This window comes from Phycisphaerales bacterium, assembly GCA_040217175.1.
In the GTDB taxonomy this organism is placed as follows: domain Bacteria; phylum Planctomycetota; class Phycisphaerae; order Phycisphaerales; family UBA1924; genus JAHCJI01.
In genome coordinates this window covers 907,893-926,588 of the sequence record JAVJNT010000002.1, presented here as the reverse complement: position 1 = coordinate 926,588, position 18,696 = coordinate 907,893, and the positions used below count along the sequence as shown (strand labels likewise).

The window sequence follows — 18,696 nt, the reverse complement described above, 5'->3', positions numbered from 1 at the left end:
CGGGAAGAAATGCGGCCCAAAAACCACTGTTTTTTCAGGCTCAACGCCCTTCAAGCCGAACAACTGTCGGCGAGCGGATGCGTAAAGATTCCTTGCCTGGAGTATGGGCAAGCCGCCCGGCACGAACGCCGGACCCCTCGCACGGAGTGCAACAATGGCCAAGAAGACCGCAAGTCGTTCCCGCAAGAAGACCACCAAGAAAACCGTCCGTCGCACCAAGACCACGGCCCGCAGCCGCAAGGCGCCGGCCCGCAAGACCTCGACCCGCCGCGCCGGTACCGCCACCAAGTCGACCGGCACCAAGATCACCGGCGCCCGCGGCAAGCCCCGCACCAAGAGCGAGATCCAGGCCCTCATCGCCGAGCACGTGGGCATCTCCAAGAAGGAGGTCGCCCAGGTCTTCGACACGATGAGCACCATGATCGCCGCCGACCTCAAGAAGGGCAGCGTGGGCACCTTCAACGTGCCCGGCATGATGAAGGTCACCGTCCAGCGCAAGCCTGCCACCAAGGCTCGCAAGGGCATCAACCCCTTCACCGGCGAGCCCACCGTCTTCAAGGCCAAGCCCGCCCGCAACGTCGTCAAGGTCCGTCCGCTCAAGGGCCTGAAGGACATGGTCGCCTAAACGGCCGGCCAGACCAAGCAGTCCGACATCCACGCGCGGGCATAGGCTCGCCCATGCCCGACCACCAGCACGCCCCGACGCCTCGCACCACCATCGTGCGACGCGTTGCCGGGCGTGCGGCCGTTGCGCTCGAGACGACGCTGCTGGCCCACGGCCTCCCCGCGGGCAAGGGCCTGCCCCTGGCCAAGGAACTCGACGCCGTCATCGAGTCGCACGGCGCTAGGCCGGCCACCATCGGCGTGCTCGACGGCACCCCGATCGTCGGCATGACCAAGGACGAGCTCGCCGACTTCCTCGGTCGGCAGGCGGTCGAGAAGGCCAACACCGCCAACCTCGGTCCGCTGATCCACCAGGGCGCCACCGCGGCGACCACCGTCAGCGCCACCGTGTCGCTCGCCGCCAGCGCCGGCATCCGCGTGATGGCTACCGGCGGGCTCGGCGGGGTGCACCACAACATGGACCATCGTCTGGACATCAGCGCCGACCTCGCCGCGCTCGCACAGCAACCCGTCGCGGTCGTGTCCAGCGGCGTCAAGGCCATCCTCGACGTTGCCTCCACGCGAGAACTGCTCGAGACGCTGGGCGTCCCTGTCGTCGGCTCCAAGACCGAGACGTTCCCAGCGTTCTACCTCACCGACAGCGAATCCGGCGTCGATGCGACGTTCGAGAACGTCGACGACATCGCCGCCTTCGCGCGCCATCACCTGGCGTCGACCGGACGGGGCGTGCTCATCGTTCAGCCCGTGCCAGCCGAGCACGCCATCGAGCCCCACCTCTGGCACCACTGGCTGGAAGAGGCCCAGGCCGCCACGCCGGCCGTCCAGGGCCGGGCAGCCACGCCCGCCGTGCTCGAGACGCTCCACCGCATCTCGGACGGCAAGACGCTGGAGGCCAATCTCGCCCTGGTGCGCGCGAATGCCGACCTCGCAGCCCGGATCGCGGTCCAGATGGCTGGCTAGCGCAGGCCCGAGACGAACGCACCCAGCCGCTCGATGCCCTTGCGGATATCCGCGTCCGAGCACGCGTAGCTGATGCGGACGTGCTCGTCGCCGCGCCCGCCGAACGCCCCGCCGGGCACCATCGCCACGCCCTGCTCCTCGAGCAGCGCCTCGCAGAAGCTCAACGAGTCGCTCACCTTCGCCCCGCCCTTGCTCGTCTTGCCGTAGTGCCCGGCGACGCGCGGGAAGGCGTACATCGCACCCTGGGGCCGGGCGGTCTCGATGCCGTCGACGCCCCCGAGCAACTCCATGACCAGATCCCGGCGCGCCTCGAACGTGCAGCGGAAGCGCTCGATGTCGTCGGCCGATCGATCGAATGCCGTCGAGATCGCCGGATACAGGAACGAGGTGATGTTCGTGATGGTCTGCGCCTGGATGCGCGCCATCGCTGGGATGAGTTCGGCGGCCAGATCTCCGGTCGCCGCCGCGTAGCCCACGCGCCAGCCCGTCATGGCGTAGCTCTTGCTGAGCGCGTTGATCGTCAGCGTGCGATCCTTGACGGGCGCCATCGCTCCGATCGACGCGTGCTCGAGCCCGTCGAACACCAGCTTCTCGTAGATCTCGTCGGTCACGACGACCAGGTTGGGCGCGATCGCACGCACGGCGTCGCCCAGCACCTCGGCCAGCTGGGCGAGGGCCTCGCGCGAATAGACGGCCCCGCACGGATTGCTGGGCGTATTGACGATGACCATGCGCGTGCGCGCGGTGACGGCCTTGCGCAGCGCTTCGGGCCTGAGCACGAAGCCGTCCTCGGGCTTCAGGTCGACCTCGACCACCGACCCGCCGCACATCTTGACGATCGGCTCGTAGCTCACCCACGCCGGCGTGGGGACGATGACCTCCCAGGGCTGGCCGTCGGGGGCCATGTCGCCCAGCAGGGCGAAGCACGCCTGGAAGAACGCCGCCTTGGCGCCCGACACGATGACCACGCCCTTGGCGTCGACCTCAAGCCCGTTGTCGGCCTGCAGCTTCTTGGCGATGGCCTGCCGCGCGGGCTCGGGGCCTGGGGCCGCTTCGTACTTGGTCTTGCCGGCCTGGAGCGCCTCGATGGCGGCCTGCTTGATGACCTCGGGCGTATCGAAGTCGGGCTCTCCGGCGCCGAAGCTGACGACGTCCTTGCCCTGGGCCTTGAGCGCCTTGGCCCGGGTCGCCACGGCCACCGTCGCCGAACCCTCGAGGCTGTCCACGCGTTCGGCGAGCTTGATCCACGACATCTCGAGCCTCCGGAGTGCGAAATCCCGTCCGCGTGATCCCTGCCGACCGCGCACCAACCATACCGTTGGCACCGGGCGGTAACCATACGCCCAACGCCGCCCCGCGCCCGACCAAGGACCGACCCCACGCATGAGCCAGCCCAGGTCGACAGACTCGACGAAGCCGCCCTCCGACCTGCCCAAGGCCTTCCGCGAAAAGGCCGCCGGGGTCCGGCTGCTCTGCCTCGACGTCGACGGCACCCTCACGGACGGCGGGCTGTACCTCAACGAGGACAACGTCGAGACCCGCCGCTTCTGTGTGCACGACGGCCAGGGCATCACGGCCTGGCACCGGCTGGGCTACGCCACGGCCATCGTCACCGCCCGCCCGGCCCGGTCCGTCCGGCGGCGGGCCAAGGACCTGGGCATCGCCTACCTGTTCGATAGCGTGACCGACAAGCGTGCCACGGTCTTGGAACTGGCCAAGTCCGAAGGCCTGAGCATCGACCAGGTGGCCTTCGTCGGCGACGACCTGTCGGACCTCCGCGCGATGCACACGGTGGGCTGCCCAATCGCCGTGGGCGATGCCGACCGGGGCATCAAGGACCTGTGCCTGCTGACGACCGAGGCCAAGGGCGGGCACGGCGCGGTGCGGGAAGCCATCTGGGCCATCCTGCGCGCCCAAGACAAGCTCGATCACGTCATGGCCCTGTACGCTTAGCTCACTACGATTCGTGATGCCTGACACCTCCACCGGCCCGAGCCGGCGCGGCAACGCCCCGAGACGCATCCTGCTGGCCGTCGCCATCGCCGCGGTGGGCGTGGGCGTGCTCGTGTACGTGTTCGCCAGCGGGTCGGGCGGCCCGAAGCAGGGGCCGCAGGGACAGGGCCTCCCGCCAGTCGGCGCCGGGGGCGGCGTGCAACTCGGTGGTGGGGCCGACCAGGTCGCTCGCAACGTCGACATCTCGTTCGTCGACCGCGAAGACCCCGGCCGCACGCAGGCGCGCATGATCGCCGGTCAGATGGCGCCCGAGGGCTCGCGTGGCTACATCGCCACCGAGCCGCGCATGTGGATTTACCAGTCGGCCGGCCAGACCGTGCACGTCATGGCCGACCGGGGCGACCTGGCCATGCCCGCGCGCAGCCAGCCGCCCGAGCGTGGGACGCTCACCGGCGACGTCGTCATCCGCGTGTACGAGCCGGGCGTCGACACCCGCCCCGCCGTGCTCGACGCGGCCACGCCCGCCGCGACGTTCAAGACCCCAGCGCTCGACTTCAACGTCGAGCTGGGCACCGTCTCGACGCAGGAGACCGTCGTGGGCTCGGCCGACGACCTCGTGTTCGAGGTCAACGGTCTGGACATCCGCGGCAACCAGGTGACCAGCCAGCTCGAGCGGCTCGAGAGCCCGCGCGGCGGCACGGCGACATTCACGCCGCCGGCCTCGTCGTCCGGGCCTGAGCAGGCCGAGCCGGCCCAGCCCGAGCGTCCGCAAGCGCAGCAGCCGGCGACGCAGCCGGGAGGTGCCGCGCCAGGGCAACCCGCGCAGCAGACGCCCTCGCCCGCGACGCCGGGCCCGGCGGCCACGCCCGTCGAGACGTTCTACCAGCTCCAGATCCGCGGGAACGTCGTGATCACGCGAGGTACGATGACCACCAACGCCGACGCGCTCGATGCGTGGGTGCGGCTCATCGACAACGGCCTGCCCGACGGCGCCATCGCGCCGCTCGAGACGCGTACCGCCGCCGGCCACCTCGACACCACCGCCCGCGTCATGGCCGCCTTGCTCGCGGCCGTCGAGCAAGACCAGCCCGAAGGCGCGACGCCCGGCGAGCCCATCACGCTCACCTGGGATGGCCCGCTCGTCGCCCGCCCGCTGGCCGGCGAGCCGCGCGAACTCGCGCGCGACGACCTGGCGCTCCGATTGAGTGCGCCAGAGCGCGGGCTCGTCCAGATTGCCGATGCCGAGATGGGCGCCCGCGGCCACGCTGCCACCATCGACTACTACCCGACGACGCAGCGGGCCATCCTGCTCGGGCCGGCGGCCAACAGCGTGTTCGTCACCGCGCCGGGCGCGGGCGAGGCCCGCGGCATCCGCGTCGAGCTCGACCTGCTCTCCGAGACCGCGTCGATGATCGGCCCCGGACAGCTCACCGCGCTGGGCGAAGACCAGGAGGGCCGCATCGCCTGGGCCGAGCGCGCCGACATGGACTTCCGCCGCACTCCCGCGCGCGACGGCATGCGCGAGGGCCTCACGCTCCGCAGCGCGAGCTTCCGTGGCAAGGTCAACGGCCAGGCCCAGGACGCACGCCTGAACGCCGAGACCATCGACGCCGAGTTCTTCGATACCGACTCCAGCCAGCCGCTCATCCGTCGACTCGTCATGACCCGCGAGCCCAACGAGCCCGCGACGGCCAGCAGCGACCGCACCGGAAGCCTTCGAGGCGACCGCATCGAGCTGCAGTTCGAGCTCGACCAGAGCCAGGAACGTTCGCTGCCCCGTCGCCTGATCGCGACCGGCAACGTCGAAGGGCGCGGCCAGGACGCGACCTTCGAGTCTGCGAACCTCGACGCGAAGCTCACCGCCACCATGGACGGCTCCAAGCTCCGCACGGAGGTTGAAGAGGCCGAGCTGACGGGCGCCGTCGACCTGCGCGCGAGGGACGCCCAGGGCGCCCGCGTCACGGCGCGCGGCGAGCGCGTGTTCATCCGGCCCGATGACCAGTACGCCGAGATCGAGGCCGCCGACGGCGCGATCGCCACCGCCTCGCGCGCGGATACCGAGATCGCCGGCCCGCAGATCCGCCTCGACGCACTGAACGGGCAGGCCCAGGTCTTTGGCCCCGGCACGCTGACGCACGAGCTGCAGCGCGAGGACCGCCCGCGCCCCAGCACGCTCACGCTGGGCTGGGACAACTTCATGCTCTTCGACGACGCGAAGGGCCGGGCCGAGGCCGACGGCAACGCGCGCATCAACCTGACCGACGGCCGCACCGAGGAAGACCGCATCGCGGCGGCCAACATCCAGCTTGCCTTCAGCGTGCCGGCGGACGGCGACGCGAGCGAGGCGCTCGACCCGCAATTCGCTGAGGGCCAGCGCGAGCTGCTCTGGGCGCGGGCCGAGGCCGAGCCCACGCCGGGGGCGGTGGTCATCATCGAGTCCCGCCGGTTCCTCGGGACTTCGCCCGAAGACCGCACGCTCAAGTCGGCGCTCGTGCTCATGGTGCCCGAGGCCAAGCTCGACGGGCCGACGAGCAACATCGAGGCCTTCGGGAAGGGACGGGCCATCATCCTGGAGCAGCCCGACGAGATGCCGCTGGACGATGGCGCGACGGCCGAGCGCGGCCGTGGCTCGTTCACCGACCTGGCGCGCGGCGGATCGGGGCAGGCGCTCGTCGACTGGCTGGGCTCGATGTCCTTCGATCGCGCCGCCCAGCAGCTCGTGCTCGACCGCGGCGTGCGTCTCAGCCACCGCAGCGAGCCCGACGCGCCGCAGCTCGACCTCGACTGCGAGCAGCTCACCATTACGCTCGAGGGGCTCGACCGCTCGCGCTCGGCCACGACCTTGCGCAGCGCCCGGGCCGAGGGTGCCGTGTACGCCGCGACCGACGACCGCGAGCTGGTGGCGCGCAGCCTCGACTATGACGCGCGCAGCGGCCTGATCATCGCCTCGGGTGACCCGATGGCCCCCGTCGTCGTCTTCGACAAGCGCAGCGCCCAGCCCGCCTCGGCCGCCAGCGTCCGCTGGAACATCAACACGGGCGAGTTCACGATCGTGCGCCCGCTGCCGGCTGGTGGGGCGATTCCCGGCGGGTGAACGGCCTACCCGCAGCCCGCGTCGAACGCCGTCTGGAATGCCAGGAAGTCGAAGATCGTCAGCTCGCCGTCGCCGTCGAAGTCGGCGAGCGCGTCGCCGTCCTGGAAGAGGTTTAGGAAAGTTAGGAAGTCGAAGATGGTGAGGGAGCCGTCGGCGTCGAGGTCGGCTTGGCAATCGCCGCAGGCGAGGTCAAAGAAGTAGGCGGCGCCAACGACGCCGCCAGTGGCGGATCGGTCGTGCCGTGCGCCGATGAGGAGGCTCGCACCGTTGCTGGCCATGCCCGAGCCGTACAAGTCTGCGAAATGGGCCGACTCGGGCACGAACCGGTCTACTGCGACCCAACTACCCGTTGCGTCTCGCTCGTAGCCATACACCATCCCGTACGAAACGGGTGTTCGCTCATCAAGGGCCCGAACGTACAACGAGTTGCCGTGGGAAAGCACGCGGGCCCCGAACTGGCGATTTTCTCGTGGCTCTTCGTGGGTGAGTTCACCGGTGAATGCCCACTCGCTGCCATCGAACGAATAGAAGCGTACAGCGCCTTGGTATTGCTCAGCCCGCGTGGCTAGAGGAGCACCAACCACCAGCACGTCGTCGAGGAAGTCGACGGTGTACCCCAGCCGCATCGATTCGTCTGACACGAATTCCTGCACCAGTTCTAACATCCCGCTTGCCTCACGGCGAAAGATGAACAGCGCGCCGCCGTTCGGACGCGTGCGCTTGTCGAGATAGGCACCGGTAGCGAACCAGTCGTCGCGCGCGGCCCATTGCACGCCGAACCCGGTCGCCGGGCCGTCCGGATCGGGCTGTGTCACCGTCTGAAGGTGTAGCCAGCCGCGTGCGGTGTCCCACGCGTAGACCTCCGCCGAGCGACCCCGCTGGGTTGTAACGATTAGCGATTCACCGTGCAGCACGAGCTGCTTCGCGAATTCTTCCGGCACGCTCGGCGGCGGCCAGACCCGATCGACCTCGACCCACTCGACGCCGTCGTGCTCGTACACGAACACGGCTCCGGTGCGTTGGTCCGTAGTTGGATTGCGCGTGAACAGCGAGCCGACGACGAGCCGTCCGCTATCGACGTCCACGCTCTGCCCGAAGTTGTCATAGAGCTCGGCGTCCGGCGGCACGATCGTCTGCGCGAGCTCGAGCCGGCCGTCGATCTCGTCGTAGACGAAGACCGCCCCGGTGCTGCACGAGATCGCCGGCCCGGAACACAGCGTGTTGGCATCCGAGCTTGCGACGAACCACTGCGTGCCGTCGGTCGCAACGGCATGCCCGAAATCGGGGGTGCCGATGGACGGCGGCGAGATGACCCGCTGGGGCTCGCAGGTATCGGGTGACTCAGGATATGCAGATGCGCACAGCCCACCGACGACGGCTGCGGCAACGACGACTGTCTTGGCGGTGCTTCTCACACCACACGGTACAGCCGGCTTGGCGTCGCGTTGCAGGCCGAGACGGAGCCGCGGGGCCGCCGCCTACGCCCCCAGCGCCTCCACCCGCTTCTCCTGGCTGCCGATCGCCTCGATCCGCAGGCCGAAGTTCTCGCCGACCTTGACGGCCGTGCCCGAGCCCACGTCGCGGTTGTTGACGCGCAGGGAGAGGTCGTCCTCGGCGGACTTGTCGACCTCCAGGATCGTGCCCGGCCGCAGGCCCAGCACGTCGCCCACGGTCATCGTCCGTTCGGCCAGCACGACCACCACGGGCACCTCGAGGCTCAGGATGGTCTTCACGTCTCGCGCCATGCACAGGGCATCGGCCCGCCGGAGCGGTCGACTTGAGCGTCGGGATGGGGCGTGCGGGTCAGCCGTCGTAGCGGCCGACGATGAGGCTCACGTTGTGGCCGCCGAAGCCGAAGGTGTTGTTCATCGCGTAGCGGATGGGCGTCTTGCGGACCTCGTTGGGCACGAGGTCGATGTCGAAGTGCTCTTCGGGCTGGTGCAGGTTGATGGTGGGGGGCACCAAGCCCTCTCGCAGCGCGTGGATGCAGCCGATGAGCTCGACGGCGCCCGACGCGCCCAGGGCGTGGCCGTGCACGCTCTTGGTCGAGCTCATGAGCAGCGTGCCACCCTTGCTCTTGCGGGCGTGTTCGCCGAAGACGTCGAGCACGGCGGCGACCTCGGCGCTGTCGCCCAGGGGCGTGCTGGTGCCGTGGGCGTTGATGTAGCCGATGTCGGCCGGCTTCAGGCCCGCGTCCTCGAGGGCCCAGGTCATGGCCTGGCGGGCGCCGCGGCCGGCCTCGTCGGGCGCGGTGATGTGGTAGGCGTCGGCGCTGGCCGCCCAGCCGACGAGCTCGGCCAGGATCGTCGCGCCGCGGGCCTTGGCGAAGGCCTCGGTCTCGAGCACGAATGCCGCTGCGCCCTCGGCCAACACGAAGCCGTCTCGCTCGGCGTCGAAGGGCCGGCTGGCAGCGGCGGGCTCCTTGTTGCCGCTCAGGGCCTTCATGGCCTGGAAGGCGCCGACGCACAGGGGCGTGATGGCCGCCTCGGTGCCGCCGGAGATCATCACGTCGGTGCGGCCGCGGCGCATGGTCTCGAGCGCCTCGCCGATGGCGTTGCCCGAGCTCGCGCACGCCGTTGCCATCGCCGTCGCCGGACCGCGCAGGCCGTAGGTGATCGAGACGTTGCCCGCCGTGGCGTTCACCATCAGCTTTGGCACCGTCAGCGGGCCGAGCCGCTTGGGCCCGCGTTCGAGCAGGATGGAGTGGCCGTCCTCGATGGTCGAGATGCCACCCACGCCCGTGCCGAAGGCGACGCCCGCCCGCTCGGGTTCCATGGCCGAGAAGTCGACGCCCGACATCTTGACGGCCTGGGACACGGCGGCCATGCCGAACTGGGCCGATCGGTCGAGCCGCTTGGCTTCCCGCGGGTCGATGTGGTCCGCGGGGTTCCAGTCCTTGACCTGACCGGCAACGTGGGCGCTCCACTGGCCGTCGAACCGGCTGAACTCGTCGCCCTCGAGCCGGGTGATGCCCGAGACGCCGTCGCGCATGGCAGCCCACGCCGACTGAGGATCGGGGCCCATGCAGGTGATGGCTCCGACGCCGGTGATGACGACCTTGTGCTGGTTCGTGGCGTGGCTCCCCATGGCGTGGAGCCGCCGGCGGACCGAGCCGCCCGGCGGCCTACTCGATGCCGTGGGCCTGCTTGATGAAGTCGATGGCCTGGCCGACCGTCTTGATCTGCTCGGCCTGTTCGTCCGGGATGGACGTCTCGAACTCGTCCTCGAACTCCATGACCAGCTCGACGGTGTCGAGGCTGTCGGCGTTCAGATCCTCCACGAAGCTCGTGTCGCGGCTGATCTTTTCCTTCTCGGCGTGCATCTGCTCGGCGACGATGTCGATCACCTTCGACTCGATTTCAGCTTCGGTCACCTGTAAGCCTCCAGTCCCCGGGGGTCGAACGCCCCCCTTGCGGCACCCCAACGCGACGGGCGAGGGGAAGTCTGACCACCCGCCGCCCCAAGTCAACCGCCACGGGCGGAAGGCCGAGAACCGTTCGGGTGGCGCGATTCTACCCGCAGGCGGCCCCCTGGGGCAATCGGGGCCCGGTCGGGGGTCAAGCCGGCCGGGGCGCCCCGTCAGGACCGGTCCCGGCACGCCCCGCCGGTCCCTTCCCCGGCCACCCCCGGTTCTCGGGCATCGGGCTGTAGGGGTTGCGCCGCGCGGGGGGCTCGGAGCGCGTCGCAGACGACGCATGGCGGGCGTGCGGCTTCTGCCGGGCGGACGGCCACCCGATTGGTGGATCGGGTCGCCGGTCGGTGTCGGTGGCGCTGATCTTGTCCCATCCGAAGGCTGATGCAGCGAGGGATGCGGGGGGAATGACGATGATGCCAGACAATCCGAACGAGTTCAGCCAGGAGGTGGCCCAGATCCTGCGCCGCCTCCAGCCCGAGCTGACCATCGACTCGATCCGCGAGGACGAGCTGGTCATCGCCGGCCGCCGGCTGGACCTGATCAACCTCTTCCGCATCGTCAGCCACGACCCCCAGCGGGGCGTGGAGATCGTCGAGCACTACCTCGAGCAGCTCTTCGCGGGCGACCTCATGTACGTCAACGCGATGAGCTTCGACATCGCCAAGCCGCGGATCATGCCGCGCATCCAGCCCGAGAGCATCTTCGAGAGCCTCAGCCGCCGGCTGGTGGCCCATACGCCGTTCGTGAACGGCGCCGTGGTGGTCTACGTGCTCGACCTTCCGCAGATGACCGTGAGCATCACGACCGAGCAGCTCGTCCAATGGGGCGTAGACATCGACGAGCTGGAGGACATCGCCCGCGAGAACCTCGACCTGTACGCGCCCGAGATGGACGTGCAGCTCGTCGAGAGCCGCGAGGGTGGCATGGCGGCCATCCTGGCCGAGCAGGACGGCTACGACGCCGCCCGCCTGCTGCTGGGCAAGCTCTACCACCGCCTGGCCCCGTCGCTGGGCGGCGACTTCCTGGTGGCCATCCCCGCGCGCGACATGTTCGTGGCCCTCTCGCGCGAGCCGGGCGAGTTCGTCCAGCGCATCCAGGACCGCGTCCGCCAGGACTACGAACGGCTGCCCTACCCCATCACCGACCAGCTCTTCTACGTGACGCGCGACGGCGTGGCGGGAACGGGAGAGTCGAAGGCCGCGTGATCGATCGTGCCCGCGGGTCCACTACCCTTGGGCCTTGATCCTGCTCATCGATAACTACGACTCGTTCACCTGGAACCTCGTCCAACGACTGGGCGAGGTCGCCGGTGCGCGCGGCGAGACCCTCGCGCCGGGCGAAGGGCTCGTGGTCGCTCGCAACGACGAGATCACCGCCGACCAGGCAGTGGCACTCGAACCGACGGGCGTGGTCATCAGTCCCGGCCCGTGCACGCCGGCAGAAGCTGGCGTGTCGGCGGCGGTCATCGAGCGGTTCGCGGGAACCGTGCCCGTGCTGGGCGTGTGCCTGGGCTGCCAGGTGATGGCGCAAATGGCGGGCATGATCGTCGAGCGCCATGCCATCCCCGTGCACGGCCGGACCAGCCCTGTGCACCACGACGGCGCGGGCATGTTCGCGGGCGTGCCCAGCCCCTTCGAGGCAGCGCGGTACCACTCGCTGGTCGTGTCCCGGCGTGACGACCGAGCCTCGCTCGATGGTGCCGACGCGTGGGCGATTACCGCGTGGACCGACGAGACGCTCGAAGGCGGCGACCACCGCCGCGTGATCATGGGCCTGCGTCGGATCTGGGCCGACGCGAGCAAGGCCCCGCTCGAGGGCGTGCAGTTCCACCCGGAGAGTTATCTGACGCCCCAGGGGCACGCGATGCTGGGCAACTTCCTGGGAATGGTTGCTCGTCATCGGGAAGCCCGCGGCACCGCATCGATCTCATGATCTCAGGAACATTCTTGAGTTCCTGAGGTATACTCCCCGTGGTGGCGCCCATCCGCCTCATCGCGCTGTTGGTGTCCCTGGCCATTGCATTGGCCGGGCCCGCGTCTTCGTGGGCGGCCAGCGGCGACTGCTGCTGCACGGAGGCCGCAGCGCAGGTCGACGTTGAAACAACCGATGCGTGCTGCCAGTCGGACGCTCCTGCCGAGCAGGACACCAATGACAACACGCCGGGCGAGTGCCCGAGCGACTGCGACTCGTGCATCACCTGCTCGGTGATGGGCCAGCCCGTGCAATTCAATCGGCCGGCCACGAGCCTCGACCTGCCCGATCCGCAGCCCGATGCATTCACCGGGCTCGAACCCGAGAGCCACGCGATCGAGCCTCACTTCTCGCTGCTGCGTCCTCCGCAATCCTGAACGTCCGCACCCGCGTTGCGCGCCCGCCGATGGTGGTCGCGCGATGGTCTATGCGCATCGTTCAGCCGCGGAGAGTCCGCCATGAGTTCCAAGTCCCTCTTTGGGCGCATCCCGCCCTCGACGGCCGTCGCCGCGGGCGTCGCCTTCGTGCTCGCAGGCATCGTCTTCTGGACGGCCGGCGACAGCTTCACGCCCGCCACGCCGGTGCGCGTCGCGCCCGTCGTGTTCGAGGCGTCGGCGACCGAGCCCCAGCCCGAGCAAGGCGAGCGACAGCCGGCCGGCCAGGCCATCCAGGCGCCCGGCTGGCTCGAGGCGGCGCCGTACTTCACCGCCGCGACCGCGTTAACCGACGGCGTTATCGCCGAGATGCTCGTCCTGGAAGGCCAGACCGTCGAGCAAGGCCAGCCGCTGGCCCGCCTCGTGCCCGACGATGCCCGCATCGCGCTGGCTGCGGCGGGGGCCGACCTGGCGAGTGCGCAGGCCGAGCACGAGGTGGCCCGGGCCAACCTCCGCGCCGCCGAGACCGACTGGGCCAACCCGGTCGATCGCGAGCGGGCCGTTGCGGCGACCAACGCGCAGCTCGCCGAGACGCGGGCCCAGCTCGCGCAGCTCCCGTCGCTCATCGAGGCCGAGCGGGCGATGCTCGAGCAGATCCAGGCCGAGCTCGAGCGTGCCAGCCGGGCCGAGCGCGGCGGGGCGGCCAACGAGCTGGAGGTCATCGTGCTGACCCAGCGCGTGGCGGGGCAGGACGCCACGCTCGAGGCGACCCGCCGGCGGCAAGCGATCCTGGAAGCCCAGCGAGATCGCCTGCAGGCCGAGGTGACCGCCGCCGAGCGAAACGCCGAACTGCGCATCATGGAGACGCAGAACCTCGACCTCGCGCGTGCGAACGCCCTTCGAGCCGAGGCCGCCGTTCAGATGGCGCAGGCCCGGCTCGAAGAGGCGCAGCTCCGCGTCGATCGGCTGACCATCACCGCGCCCATCACCGGGGCCGTCCAGCGCCGCCTGAAGGTCCCCGGCGACAAGATCATGCTGGGCATGGACGATCCGCACTCGGCCCACGTCGTGCACCTGTACGACCCGGAGCAGCTGCAGGTGCGTGTCGACGTGCCACTGGCCGACGCCCGGCACATGTTCGTAGGCCAGCGCTGCGAAGTGAACGTCGAGGTGCTGCCCGACCAGACCTTCGAGGGCGTAGTCGACCGCGTCACGTACGAGGCCGACCTGCAGAAGAACACGCTGCAGGCCAAGGTGCGCGTGATCGATCCTTCGCCGTTGCTCCGCCCCGAGATGCTGACGCGCGTGAAGTTCCTGCCCCGCGGCGGAGGCCAGGAGGACGCGCCCGAGCTTGGCGACGCTTCCATGCTCGTGCCGAGCGACGCCATCGACGATGGCCATGTCTGGGTCGTGCGCAACCGCCGCGGCGACACGGGCAAGGCCTTCGCCCAGGGCGTCGAGGTGCTCGAAGACCTGGGCGAGTATGCCCGCGTCCGCGGCGCCCTGCGATCGGGCGACTTGCTGGCCCTGGACACCACCAACCTCGACGACGGCGCCCGCGTGCGCATCGCTCCACAAAGCAAGGACGGCACGCCATGACGCTGATCAAGTGCGAACAACTCACGCGCGAGTTCAAGAAGGGCGACGAGATCATCCGCCCGCTGGATACGCTCGACCTCGACGTGCCGGCCGGCGAGTTCGTCGCGCTCATGGGCCCCAGCGGCAGCGGCAAGACCACGCTGCTCAACCTCATCGCGGGCATCGACAAGCCCACGCGCGGCAAGCTCATCATCGATGGCGTCAACATCGCCGACCTCAGCCGCAACAAGCTGGCCGCCTGGCGCAGCGACAACGTGGGCTACGTCTTCCAGCTGTACAACCTCGTGCCCGTGCTGACGGCCTTCGAGAACGTCGAGCTGCCGCTGCTGCTGCACAAGCTGTCGCGGGCCGAGCGGCGCGATCGCGTCCGCCGTGCGCTCGAAGACGTTGGCATCGCCGATCGCAGCGACCACTTCCCCCGGCAGCTCTCGGGCGGCCAAGAGCAGCGCGTCGCCATCGCCCGCGCGATCGTGACCAATCCGACGATCCTCGTGGCCGACGAGCCCACGGGCGACCTCGACAAGCCCTCGGCCAGGGCCATCATGGAACTGCTCAGCCGCCTGAACCAGGAGCAGGGCAAGACCATCGTGATGGTGACCCACGACCCCGGCACGACCGAGTATGCCACGCGCACGCTGCACCTGGACAAGGGCAAGCTGGCCCACGACCAGGCCAACCACGACGCATGCGCGGAGGTGATGGCGTGAACCCGATGAAGTTCATCCCCTACGTCGCCAAGCAGGCCTGGCGCCACCGCGTGCGCTCGGGCCTCACGCTCGCGGGCATCGCGATCGCCATGTTCCTGTTCACCGCCGTGCAGGCGATGCGCACGGGCGTGGAGGCCGCCACCACCGCGACGGCCAACGACACCACGTTGGTGGTCTACCGCAAGGACCGCTTCTGCCCGGTGACGAGCCAATTGCCACAGGACTACCAGCGCCGCATCGAGCAGGTGCCCGGCGTGGTCGCCGCCATCCCGATGAAGGTCGTCGTGAGCAACTGTCGCACCAGCCTGGACGTCGTGACCTACCGGGGCGTGCCCAAGGACGACTTCATCCGCGAGCGCGGCAAGCGCTTCGAGGTGATCGATGGAAGCCTGGAGGACTGGAAGAAGCGGACCGACGCCGCCCTGGTTGGCGAGACGCTGGCAAAGCGTCGCAACCTGCGGGCCGGGATCACCTTCGACGCCGCGGGCATCACCGCCTACGTCGCCGGCGTCATCCGCTCGGAGGACCCCCAGGACCACAACGTCGCCTACACCGCGCTTGAGTTCGTGCAGCTCGCCGGGCGAGACCAGCTCGGCATCGTCACGCAATTCAACGTGAAGGTCGAGGACGCGAGCCTGCTCGATCCGGTGGCCGAGGCCATCGACGACGAGTTCCGCCGGGCCCAGGACCCCACGCAGACGTTCGGCGAGAAGGCCTTCGTCGCGCGCATCGCCGACGACATCGTCGAGCTGGTGGGCTTTGCGAACTGGCTCGGTATTGGCGCTCTTATCGCCGTGCTCGCGCTGGTGGGCAACGCCATCGTGCTGAGCGTGCAGAGCCGCATCGCCGAGCATGCGGTGCTGCAGACGCTGGGCTTCAACGGCCGGCTGGTAGCGCTGCTCATCGTGGCCGAGGGCGTGCTGATCTCGCTGCTGGGCGGCGCTCTGGGTGCGGCGGTCGCGCTGCTCGTCGCGCGCTTCGGCAGCTTTGCGCTGTCGGTCGAGGGGCAGTCGATCCCCATCACCGCGAGCTGGCAATTGCTCGCGACCGGCGTTGCCGTGTGCGTCACGCTGGGCGTCCTCGCGGGACTCGTGCCGGCGTGGCAGGCGTCACGCCGCGAGATCGCCTCGTGCTTCCGGGCCGTGTGAGAGAGGAAGCCGATGAAGCTCCGACAGCTCCCCTTCGAATACGCCTACCGCAACCTCGGCCGCAGCCGGGTGCGCATGCTCGCCAGCGTCGTCGGCGCCACGCTGGTGGTGCTGCTCGTGCTGTCGGCCGCCGGCTTCGTGCGCGGCATGCAGCTCACGCTCACCCAGGGCAAGGGCCTGCACGAGAACGTCATCATCATGAGCACCGGCAGCGAGGAGGCACTGGAGCGCAGCCAGATCGACGCCTCGACCACGGGGCAGGCCATCGCCAGCATCCCGGGGCTGGTCGAGCGCGGCGGGGTGGTCTACGCCTCGCCCGAAATCAACATCGCCCTGCCCGTGAACGCCGACGCCAGCGACACCACGCCCCGCCAGGCCGTCATCCGCGGCGTGCGGCCCGTCGCGTTCCTCGTGCACAGCGAGGTCGAGATCGTCGAGGGCCGCCAGCCCAGGGCGGGGCAGGACGAGATCATCGTCGGCTCGCTGGCCGCGACGCGGCTGGGCCTGCCCGACGAGCGACTGGCCGTCGGCAGCACGCTTCGCTTCGACAACCGCGACTGGGCCATCGTCGGCCGCTTCCGCGCGCCCAACACCGTGATGGACGCGGAGATCTGGATGCCCATCATCGACCTGCAGATCGCCACCAAGCGCGAGGCGACGATCTCGGCGGTGGTGGTCAGCCTCGATACGGCGCGGTTCTCCGACGTCGACATCTTCGCCAAGAGCCGGCTCGACCTGGAGATCACCGCCATGCGCGAGGCCGACTACTACGCGTCGATCGCCGCGTTCTACCGGCCCATCCGCATCATGGTCATCGTGACGGCGTCGCTCATCGCGCTTGGCGGCCTGCTCGGCGGATTGAACACCATGTACGCGTCGTTCGCCGCGCGCGTACGCGAGATCGGCACGCTGCAATCCCTCGGCTACACGCGCGCCGCCATCGTCACCAGCCTGAGCGAGGAGTCGCTCTTCGCCGCCGCCATCGGCACGATCATCGGGGCCATCCTGGGCCTGCTGCTGCTCGATGGGTTGGCCGTCAAGTTCTCGATGGGCGCGTTCGCGCTCACGCTCGATGCGCCCGTCATGCTGGCGGGCATCGCCGGCGGCGTGCTGGTGGGGCTCGTGGGCGCCGTTCCGCCCGCGATCCGCTGCCTGCGCCTGCCGATTCCCCAAGCCCTCAAGATGCACTGAGTACCATCACCGAAAGGAGCCTCCCCATGACCATGCACCGTTCCATCGCAGTCGTTTCCATCGCCGGCCTCTGCCTCGCCCTTGCCGCGTGCAACGAGTCGTCCTCGACCGAGGGCGGCGGGTCGACCACCGGCAGCGCGCCAGTCAGCGCCGAGTGGCGCCTCGCGTCGATGCCCGCCGACGCGCAGGGCGTGAAGGCCGTCAAGGACGCCGCCGCCGAGGGCGACGTCGTCACCGTCCGCGGCATCATCGGCGGCCGCGTGGACGCGATGGGCGAGGACTCGGCCTTCTTCGTCATGGTCGATCCGGGCCTGGAGAACGTGTGCGTGAGCGACGACGACCACTGCAAGACGCCGTGGGACTACTGCTGCGCGATGCCCGAAGACGTGCAGGCCAACAGCGCCACGGTGCAGCTCGTCGACGCCGAGGGCAACGCGCTCGAGTTCGACCTCTCGGGCCAGGGCATCTCGCCGATGGACGAGGTCGTCGTCGTAGGCACCGTCGCCGCTCGGCCGACGCCCGACGTCCTGACCATCCGCGCGACGGGGCTGCACCGCGTGGCCCAGTAGGCCATAATGCTCCATGTCCGACGCGCAGAAGATCACCAACGCCCTGAGCGAGTTGCACGCGCGGTACGCCGGCCTCGACGAGGGCGAGCTTGCCGACTACATCCCTGAGCTTGCCAACGTCGATCCCTCGCTCTTTTCGATCTCGGTCGCAACCACCGACGGCAACGTGTGCGCCGTCGGTGATTGCGACACGAACTTCACCATCCAGTCCGCGTCCAAGCCGTTCACGTACGGCCATGCCCTGGGCCTGCACGGCCGGAGCATGGTGCTCAGCCGCGTGGGCGTCGAGCCCACGGGCGACGCGTTCAACTCGATCATCAAGCTCGACGCGGCCAATCGCCCGCACAATCCCTGCGTCAACAGCGGCGCCATCGCCGTCACCAGCCTGCTCCGCGAGATGGACGCGACGGCCAGCGTCAAGCAGCTCCTCGATAGCTTCAACCGATTCGCGGGCCGCAAGCTCAGCGTCGACCTGCCCGTCTTCACGAGCGAGCGGACGCATGGCAACCGCAACCGCGCCATCGCCTACCTCATGCTGCACTTCGGCATGATCGAGGGCGACGTCGACGCCATCCTCGACCTCTACTTCCAGCAGTGCGCCATCCAGGTCACCTGCAAGGACCTGGCCGTCATGGCCGGCACGCTGGCCAACGGCGGCGTCAACCCCATCACGGGCGAGCGGGCGTTGGACGCCGCGTACGTGCGCGACGTGCTGACCGTCATGCAGACCTGCGGCATGTACGACTATTCGGGCCAGTGGGCCTACACGGTCGGTCTGCCGGCCAAGAGCGGCATCTCGGGCGCGATCTGCGCCGTCGTGCCGGGGCGGCTGGGCCTGGCCTGCTACTCGCCCAGGGTCGACCACCACGGCCACAGCGTGCGCGGTTTGCGCGTGTTCGAGGACCTCTCCCACGAGTTCGGCTTGCACCTGTTCGAGGTCGATCGTCGCGGTCGTGATGGCATCAATGCGTTGTTTGATCGCCGCGCGCCCGAAGCGCAGCCCGCAACGCACGCGCTCCAAGAGAGCCCAACGGCATACACGCCCGATCGCGGGCGTGCGCCAGAACTCACCGAGTAGTCAGCGATGGGCC

The 18,696-nt window shown here is 69.5% G+C and carries 18 protein-coding genes; 13 read left to right on the top strand and 5 right to left on the bottom strand.

The genetic code is table 11. The annotated features are described in order from the left end of the window. Positions 1 to 154 precede the first annotated feature (154 nt). Both RIA68_11125 and RIA68_11120 read left to right on the top strand, forming a co-directional pair. The gene (locus RIA68_11125; GenBank protein ID MEQ8317996.1) at positions 155 to 625 is read left to right on the top strand and encodes an HU family DNA-binding protein; all 471 of its coding nucleotides are present in this window, start codon (positions 155 to 157) and stop codon (positions 623 to 625) included. A gap of 53 nt (positions 626 to 678) precedes the next feature. Further along, positions 679 to 1,584 carry a pseudouridine-5'-phosphate glycosidase gene (locus RIA68_11120; protein MEQ8317995.1) on the top strand — a complete coding sequence of 302 codons (906 nt, stop codon included), beginning with the start codon at positions 679 to 681 and terminating at the stop codon, positions 1,582 to 1,584. Here the strand turns inward: RIA68_11120 and RIA68_11115 are convergent. After that, positions 1,581 to 2,837, bottom strand: coding sequence for a pyridoxal phosphate-dependent aminotransferase (locus tag RIA68_11115; GenBank protein ID MEQ8317994.1), 1,257 nt, complete (start codon positions 2,835 to 2,837; stop codon positions 1,581 to 1,583). The genes RIA68_11120 and RIA68_11115 overlap by 4 nt on opposite strands. A gap of 130 nt (positions 2,838 to 2,967) precedes the next feature. On the opposite strand from RIA68_11115, the gene RIA68_11110 reads away from it, so the two are divergent. Together RIA68_11110 and RIA68_11105 are read left to right on the top strand one after the other, a co-directional pair. After that, positions 2,968 to 3,537 carry an HAD hydrolase family protein gene (locus RIA68_11110; protein MEQ8317993.1) on the top strand — a complete coding sequence of 190 codons (570 nt, stop codon included), beginning with the start codon at positions 2,968 to 2,970 and terminating at the stop codon, positions 3,535 to 3,537. A 16-nt stretch (positions 3,538 to 3,553) separates the two neighbouring features. Further along, positions 3,554 to 6,631, top strand: coding sequence for a hypothetical protein (locus tag RIA68_11105; GenBank protein MEQ8317992.1), 3,078 nt, complete (start codon positions 3,554 to 3,556; stop codon positions 6,629 to 6,631). Between the two features lie 5 nt (positions 6,632 to 6,636). On the opposite strand, the gene RIA68_11100 is transcribed toward RIA68_11105, so the two are convergent. From RIA68_11100 to acpP, 4 genes are all read right to left on the bottom strand, one after another. Further along, positions 6,637 to 8,046 carry a GC-type dockerin domain-anchored protein gene (locus RIA68_11100; GenBank protein ID MEQ8317991.1) on the bottom strand — a complete coding sequence of 470 codons (1,410 nt, stop codon included), beginning with the start codon at positions 8,044 to 8,046 and terminating at the stop codon, positions 6,637 to 6,639. Between the two features lie 63 nt (positions 8,047 to 8,109). After that, entirely contained in the window at positions 8,110 to 8,376 is a 267-nt protein-coding gene (locus RIA68_11095) for a FliM/FliN family flagellar motor C-terminal domain-containing protein (GenBank protein MEQ8317990.1), read from the bottom strand. A gap of 58 nt (positions 8,377 to 8,434) precedes the next feature. After that, positions 8,435 to 9,718 carry a beta-ketoacyl-ACP synthase II gene (gene fabF, locus RIA68_11090; GenBank protein ID MEQ8317989.1) on the bottom strand — a complete coding sequence of 428 codons (1,284 nt, stop codon included), beginning with the start codon at positions 9,716 to 9,718 and terminating at the stop codon, positions 8,435 to 8,437. Between the two features lie 37 nt (positions 9,719 to 9,755). Then, a complete protein-coding gene (acpP, locus tag RIA68_11085; GenBank protein ID MEQ8317988.1) occupies positions 9,756 to 10,004 on the bottom strand; it encodes an acyl carrier protein in 249 nt (82 codons plus the stop codon). A gap of 446 nt (positions 10,005 to 10,450) precedes the next feature. Between acpP and RIA68_11080 the strand changes: the two genes are divergently transcribed. The 9 genes from RIA68_11080 to glsA all read left to right on the top strand — a co-directional run bounded on the left by RIA68_11080 (position 10,451) and on the right by glsA (position 18,683). After that, positions 10,451 to 11,251 carry a DUF1444 family protein gene (locus RIA68_11080; protein MEQ8317987.1) on the top strand — a complete coding sequence of 267 codons (801 nt, stop codon included), beginning with the start codon at positions 10,451 to 10,453 and terminating at the stop codon, positions 11,249 to 11,251. A gap of 34 nt (positions 11,252 to 11,285) precedes the next feature. Beyond that, a complete protein-coding gene (locus tag RIA68_11075) occupies positions 11,286 to 11,978 on the top strand; it encodes an aminodeoxychorismate/anthranilate synthase component II (GenBank protein MEQ8317986.1) in 693 nt (230 codons plus the stop codon). Between the two features lie 41 nt (positions 11,979 to 12,019). Beyond that, positions 12,020 to 12,394 carry a hypothetical protein gene (locus tag RIA68_11070; protein ID MEQ8317985.1) on the top strand — a complete coding sequence of 125 codons (375 nt, stop codon included), beginning with the start codon at positions 12,020 to 12,022 and terminating at the stop codon, positions 12,392 to 12,394. A gap of 81 nt (positions 12,395 to 12,475) precedes the next feature. Beyond that, positions 12,476 to 13,990 (top strand): efflux RND transporter periplasmic adaptor subunit, encoded by a 1,515-nt coding sequence (locus RIA68_11065; protein MEQ8317984.1) that lies wholly within the window; start codon positions 12,476 to 12,478, stop codon positions 13,988 to 13,990. After that, a complete protein-coding gene (locus RIA68_11060) occupies positions 13,987 to 14,697 on the top strand; it encodes an ABC transporter ATP-binding protein (protein ID MEQ8317983.1) in 711 nt (236 codons plus the stop codon). Before RIA68_11065 ends, RIA68_11060 begins: the two co-directional genes overlap by 4 nt. A gap of 5 nt (positions 14,698 to 14,702) precedes the next feature. After that, positions 14,703 to 15,845 (top strand): FtsX-like permease family protein, encoded by a 1,143-nt coding sequence (locus tag RIA68_11055; protein MEQ8317982.1) that lies wholly within the window; start codon positions 14,703 to 14,705, stop codon positions 15,843 to 15,845. A gap of 12 nt (positions 15,846 to 15,857) precedes the next feature. After that, positions 15,858 to 17,036, top strand: a complete 1,179-nt coding sequence (locus tag RIA68_11050) for an FtsX-like permease family protein (protein ID MEQ8317981.1) — start codon at positions 15,858 to 15,860, stop codon at positions 17,034 to 17,036. A 26-nt stretch (positions 17,037 to 17,062) separates the two neighbouring features. Then, complete coding sequence (locus RIA68_11045; GenBank protein MEQ8317980.1) at positions 17,063 to 17,605, top strand: hypothetical protein; 543 nt, start codon at positions 17,063 to 17,065, stop codon at positions 17,603 to 17,605. Positions 17,606 to 17,618: 13 nt separating this feature from the next. Continuing rightward, the gene (gene glsA, locus RIA68_11040; GenBank protein ID MEQ8317979.1) at positions 17,619 to 18,683 is read left to right on the top strand and encodes a glutaminase A; all 1,065 of its coding nucleotides are present in this window, start codon (positions 17,619 to 17,621) and stop codon (positions 18,681 to 18,683) included. Positions 18,684 to 18,696: the final 13 nt, after the last annotated feature.

Bases quoted from the DNA above. Each gene is read 5' to 3' on its own strand.
- RIA68_11110 (MEQ8317993.1), top strand. From the start codon at position 2,968: ATGAGCCAGCCCAGGTCGACAGACTCGACGAAGCCGCCCTCCGACCTG.
- RIA68_11045 (MEQ8317980.1), top strand. From the start codon at position 17,063: ATGACCATGCACCGTTCCATCGCAGTCGTTTCCATCGCCGGCCTCTGC.
- RIA68_11060 (MEQ8317983.1), top strand. From the start codon at position 13,987: ATGACGCTGATCAAGTGCGAACAACTCACGCGCGAGTTCAAGAAGGGC.
- RIA68_11120 (MEQ8317995.1), top strand. From the start codon at position 679: ATGCCCGACCACCAGCACGCCCCGACGCCTCGCACCACCATCGTGCGA.
- RIA68_11050 (MEQ8317981.1), top strand. From the start codon at position 15,858: ATGAAGCTCCGACAGCTCCCCTTCGAATACGCCTACCGCAACCTCGGC.
- fabF (MEQ8317989.1), bottom strand. From the start codon at position 9,718: ATGGGGAGCCACGCCACGAACCAGCACAAGGTCGTCATCACCGGCGTC.
- RIA68_11105 (MEQ8317992.1), top strand. From the start codon at position 3,554: ATGCCTGACACCTCCACCGGCCCGAGCCGGCGCGGCAACGCCCCGAGA.
- RIA68_11125 (MEQ8317996.1), top strand. From the start codon at position 155: ATGGCCAAGAAGACCGCAAGTCGTTCCCGCAAGAAGACCACCAAGAAA.
- RIA68_11055 (MEQ8317982.1), top strand. From the start codon at position 14,703: ATGAAGTTCATCCCCTACGTCGCCAAGCAGGCCTGGCGCCACCGCGTG.
- glsA (MEQ8317979.1), top strand. From the start codon at position 17,619: ATGTCCGACGCGCAGAAGATCACCAACGCCCTGAGCGAGTTGCACGCG.
- RIA68_11065 (MEQ8317984.1), top strand. From the start codon at position 12,476: ATGAGTTCCAAGTCCCTCTTTGGGCGCATCCCGCCCTCGACGGCCGTC.
- RIA68_11080 (MEQ8317987.1), top strand. From the start codon at position 10,451: ATGACGATGATGCCAGACAATCCGAACGAGTTCAGCCAGGAGGTGGCC.
- RIA68_11115 (MEQ8317994.1), bottom strand. From the start codon at position 2,837: ATGTCGTGGATCAAGCTCGCCGAACGCGTGGACAGCCTCGAGGGTTCG.
- RIA68_11095 (MEQ8317990.1), bottom strand. From the start codon at position 8,376: ATGGCGCGAGACGTGAAGACCATCCTGAGCCTCGAGGTGCCCGTGGTG.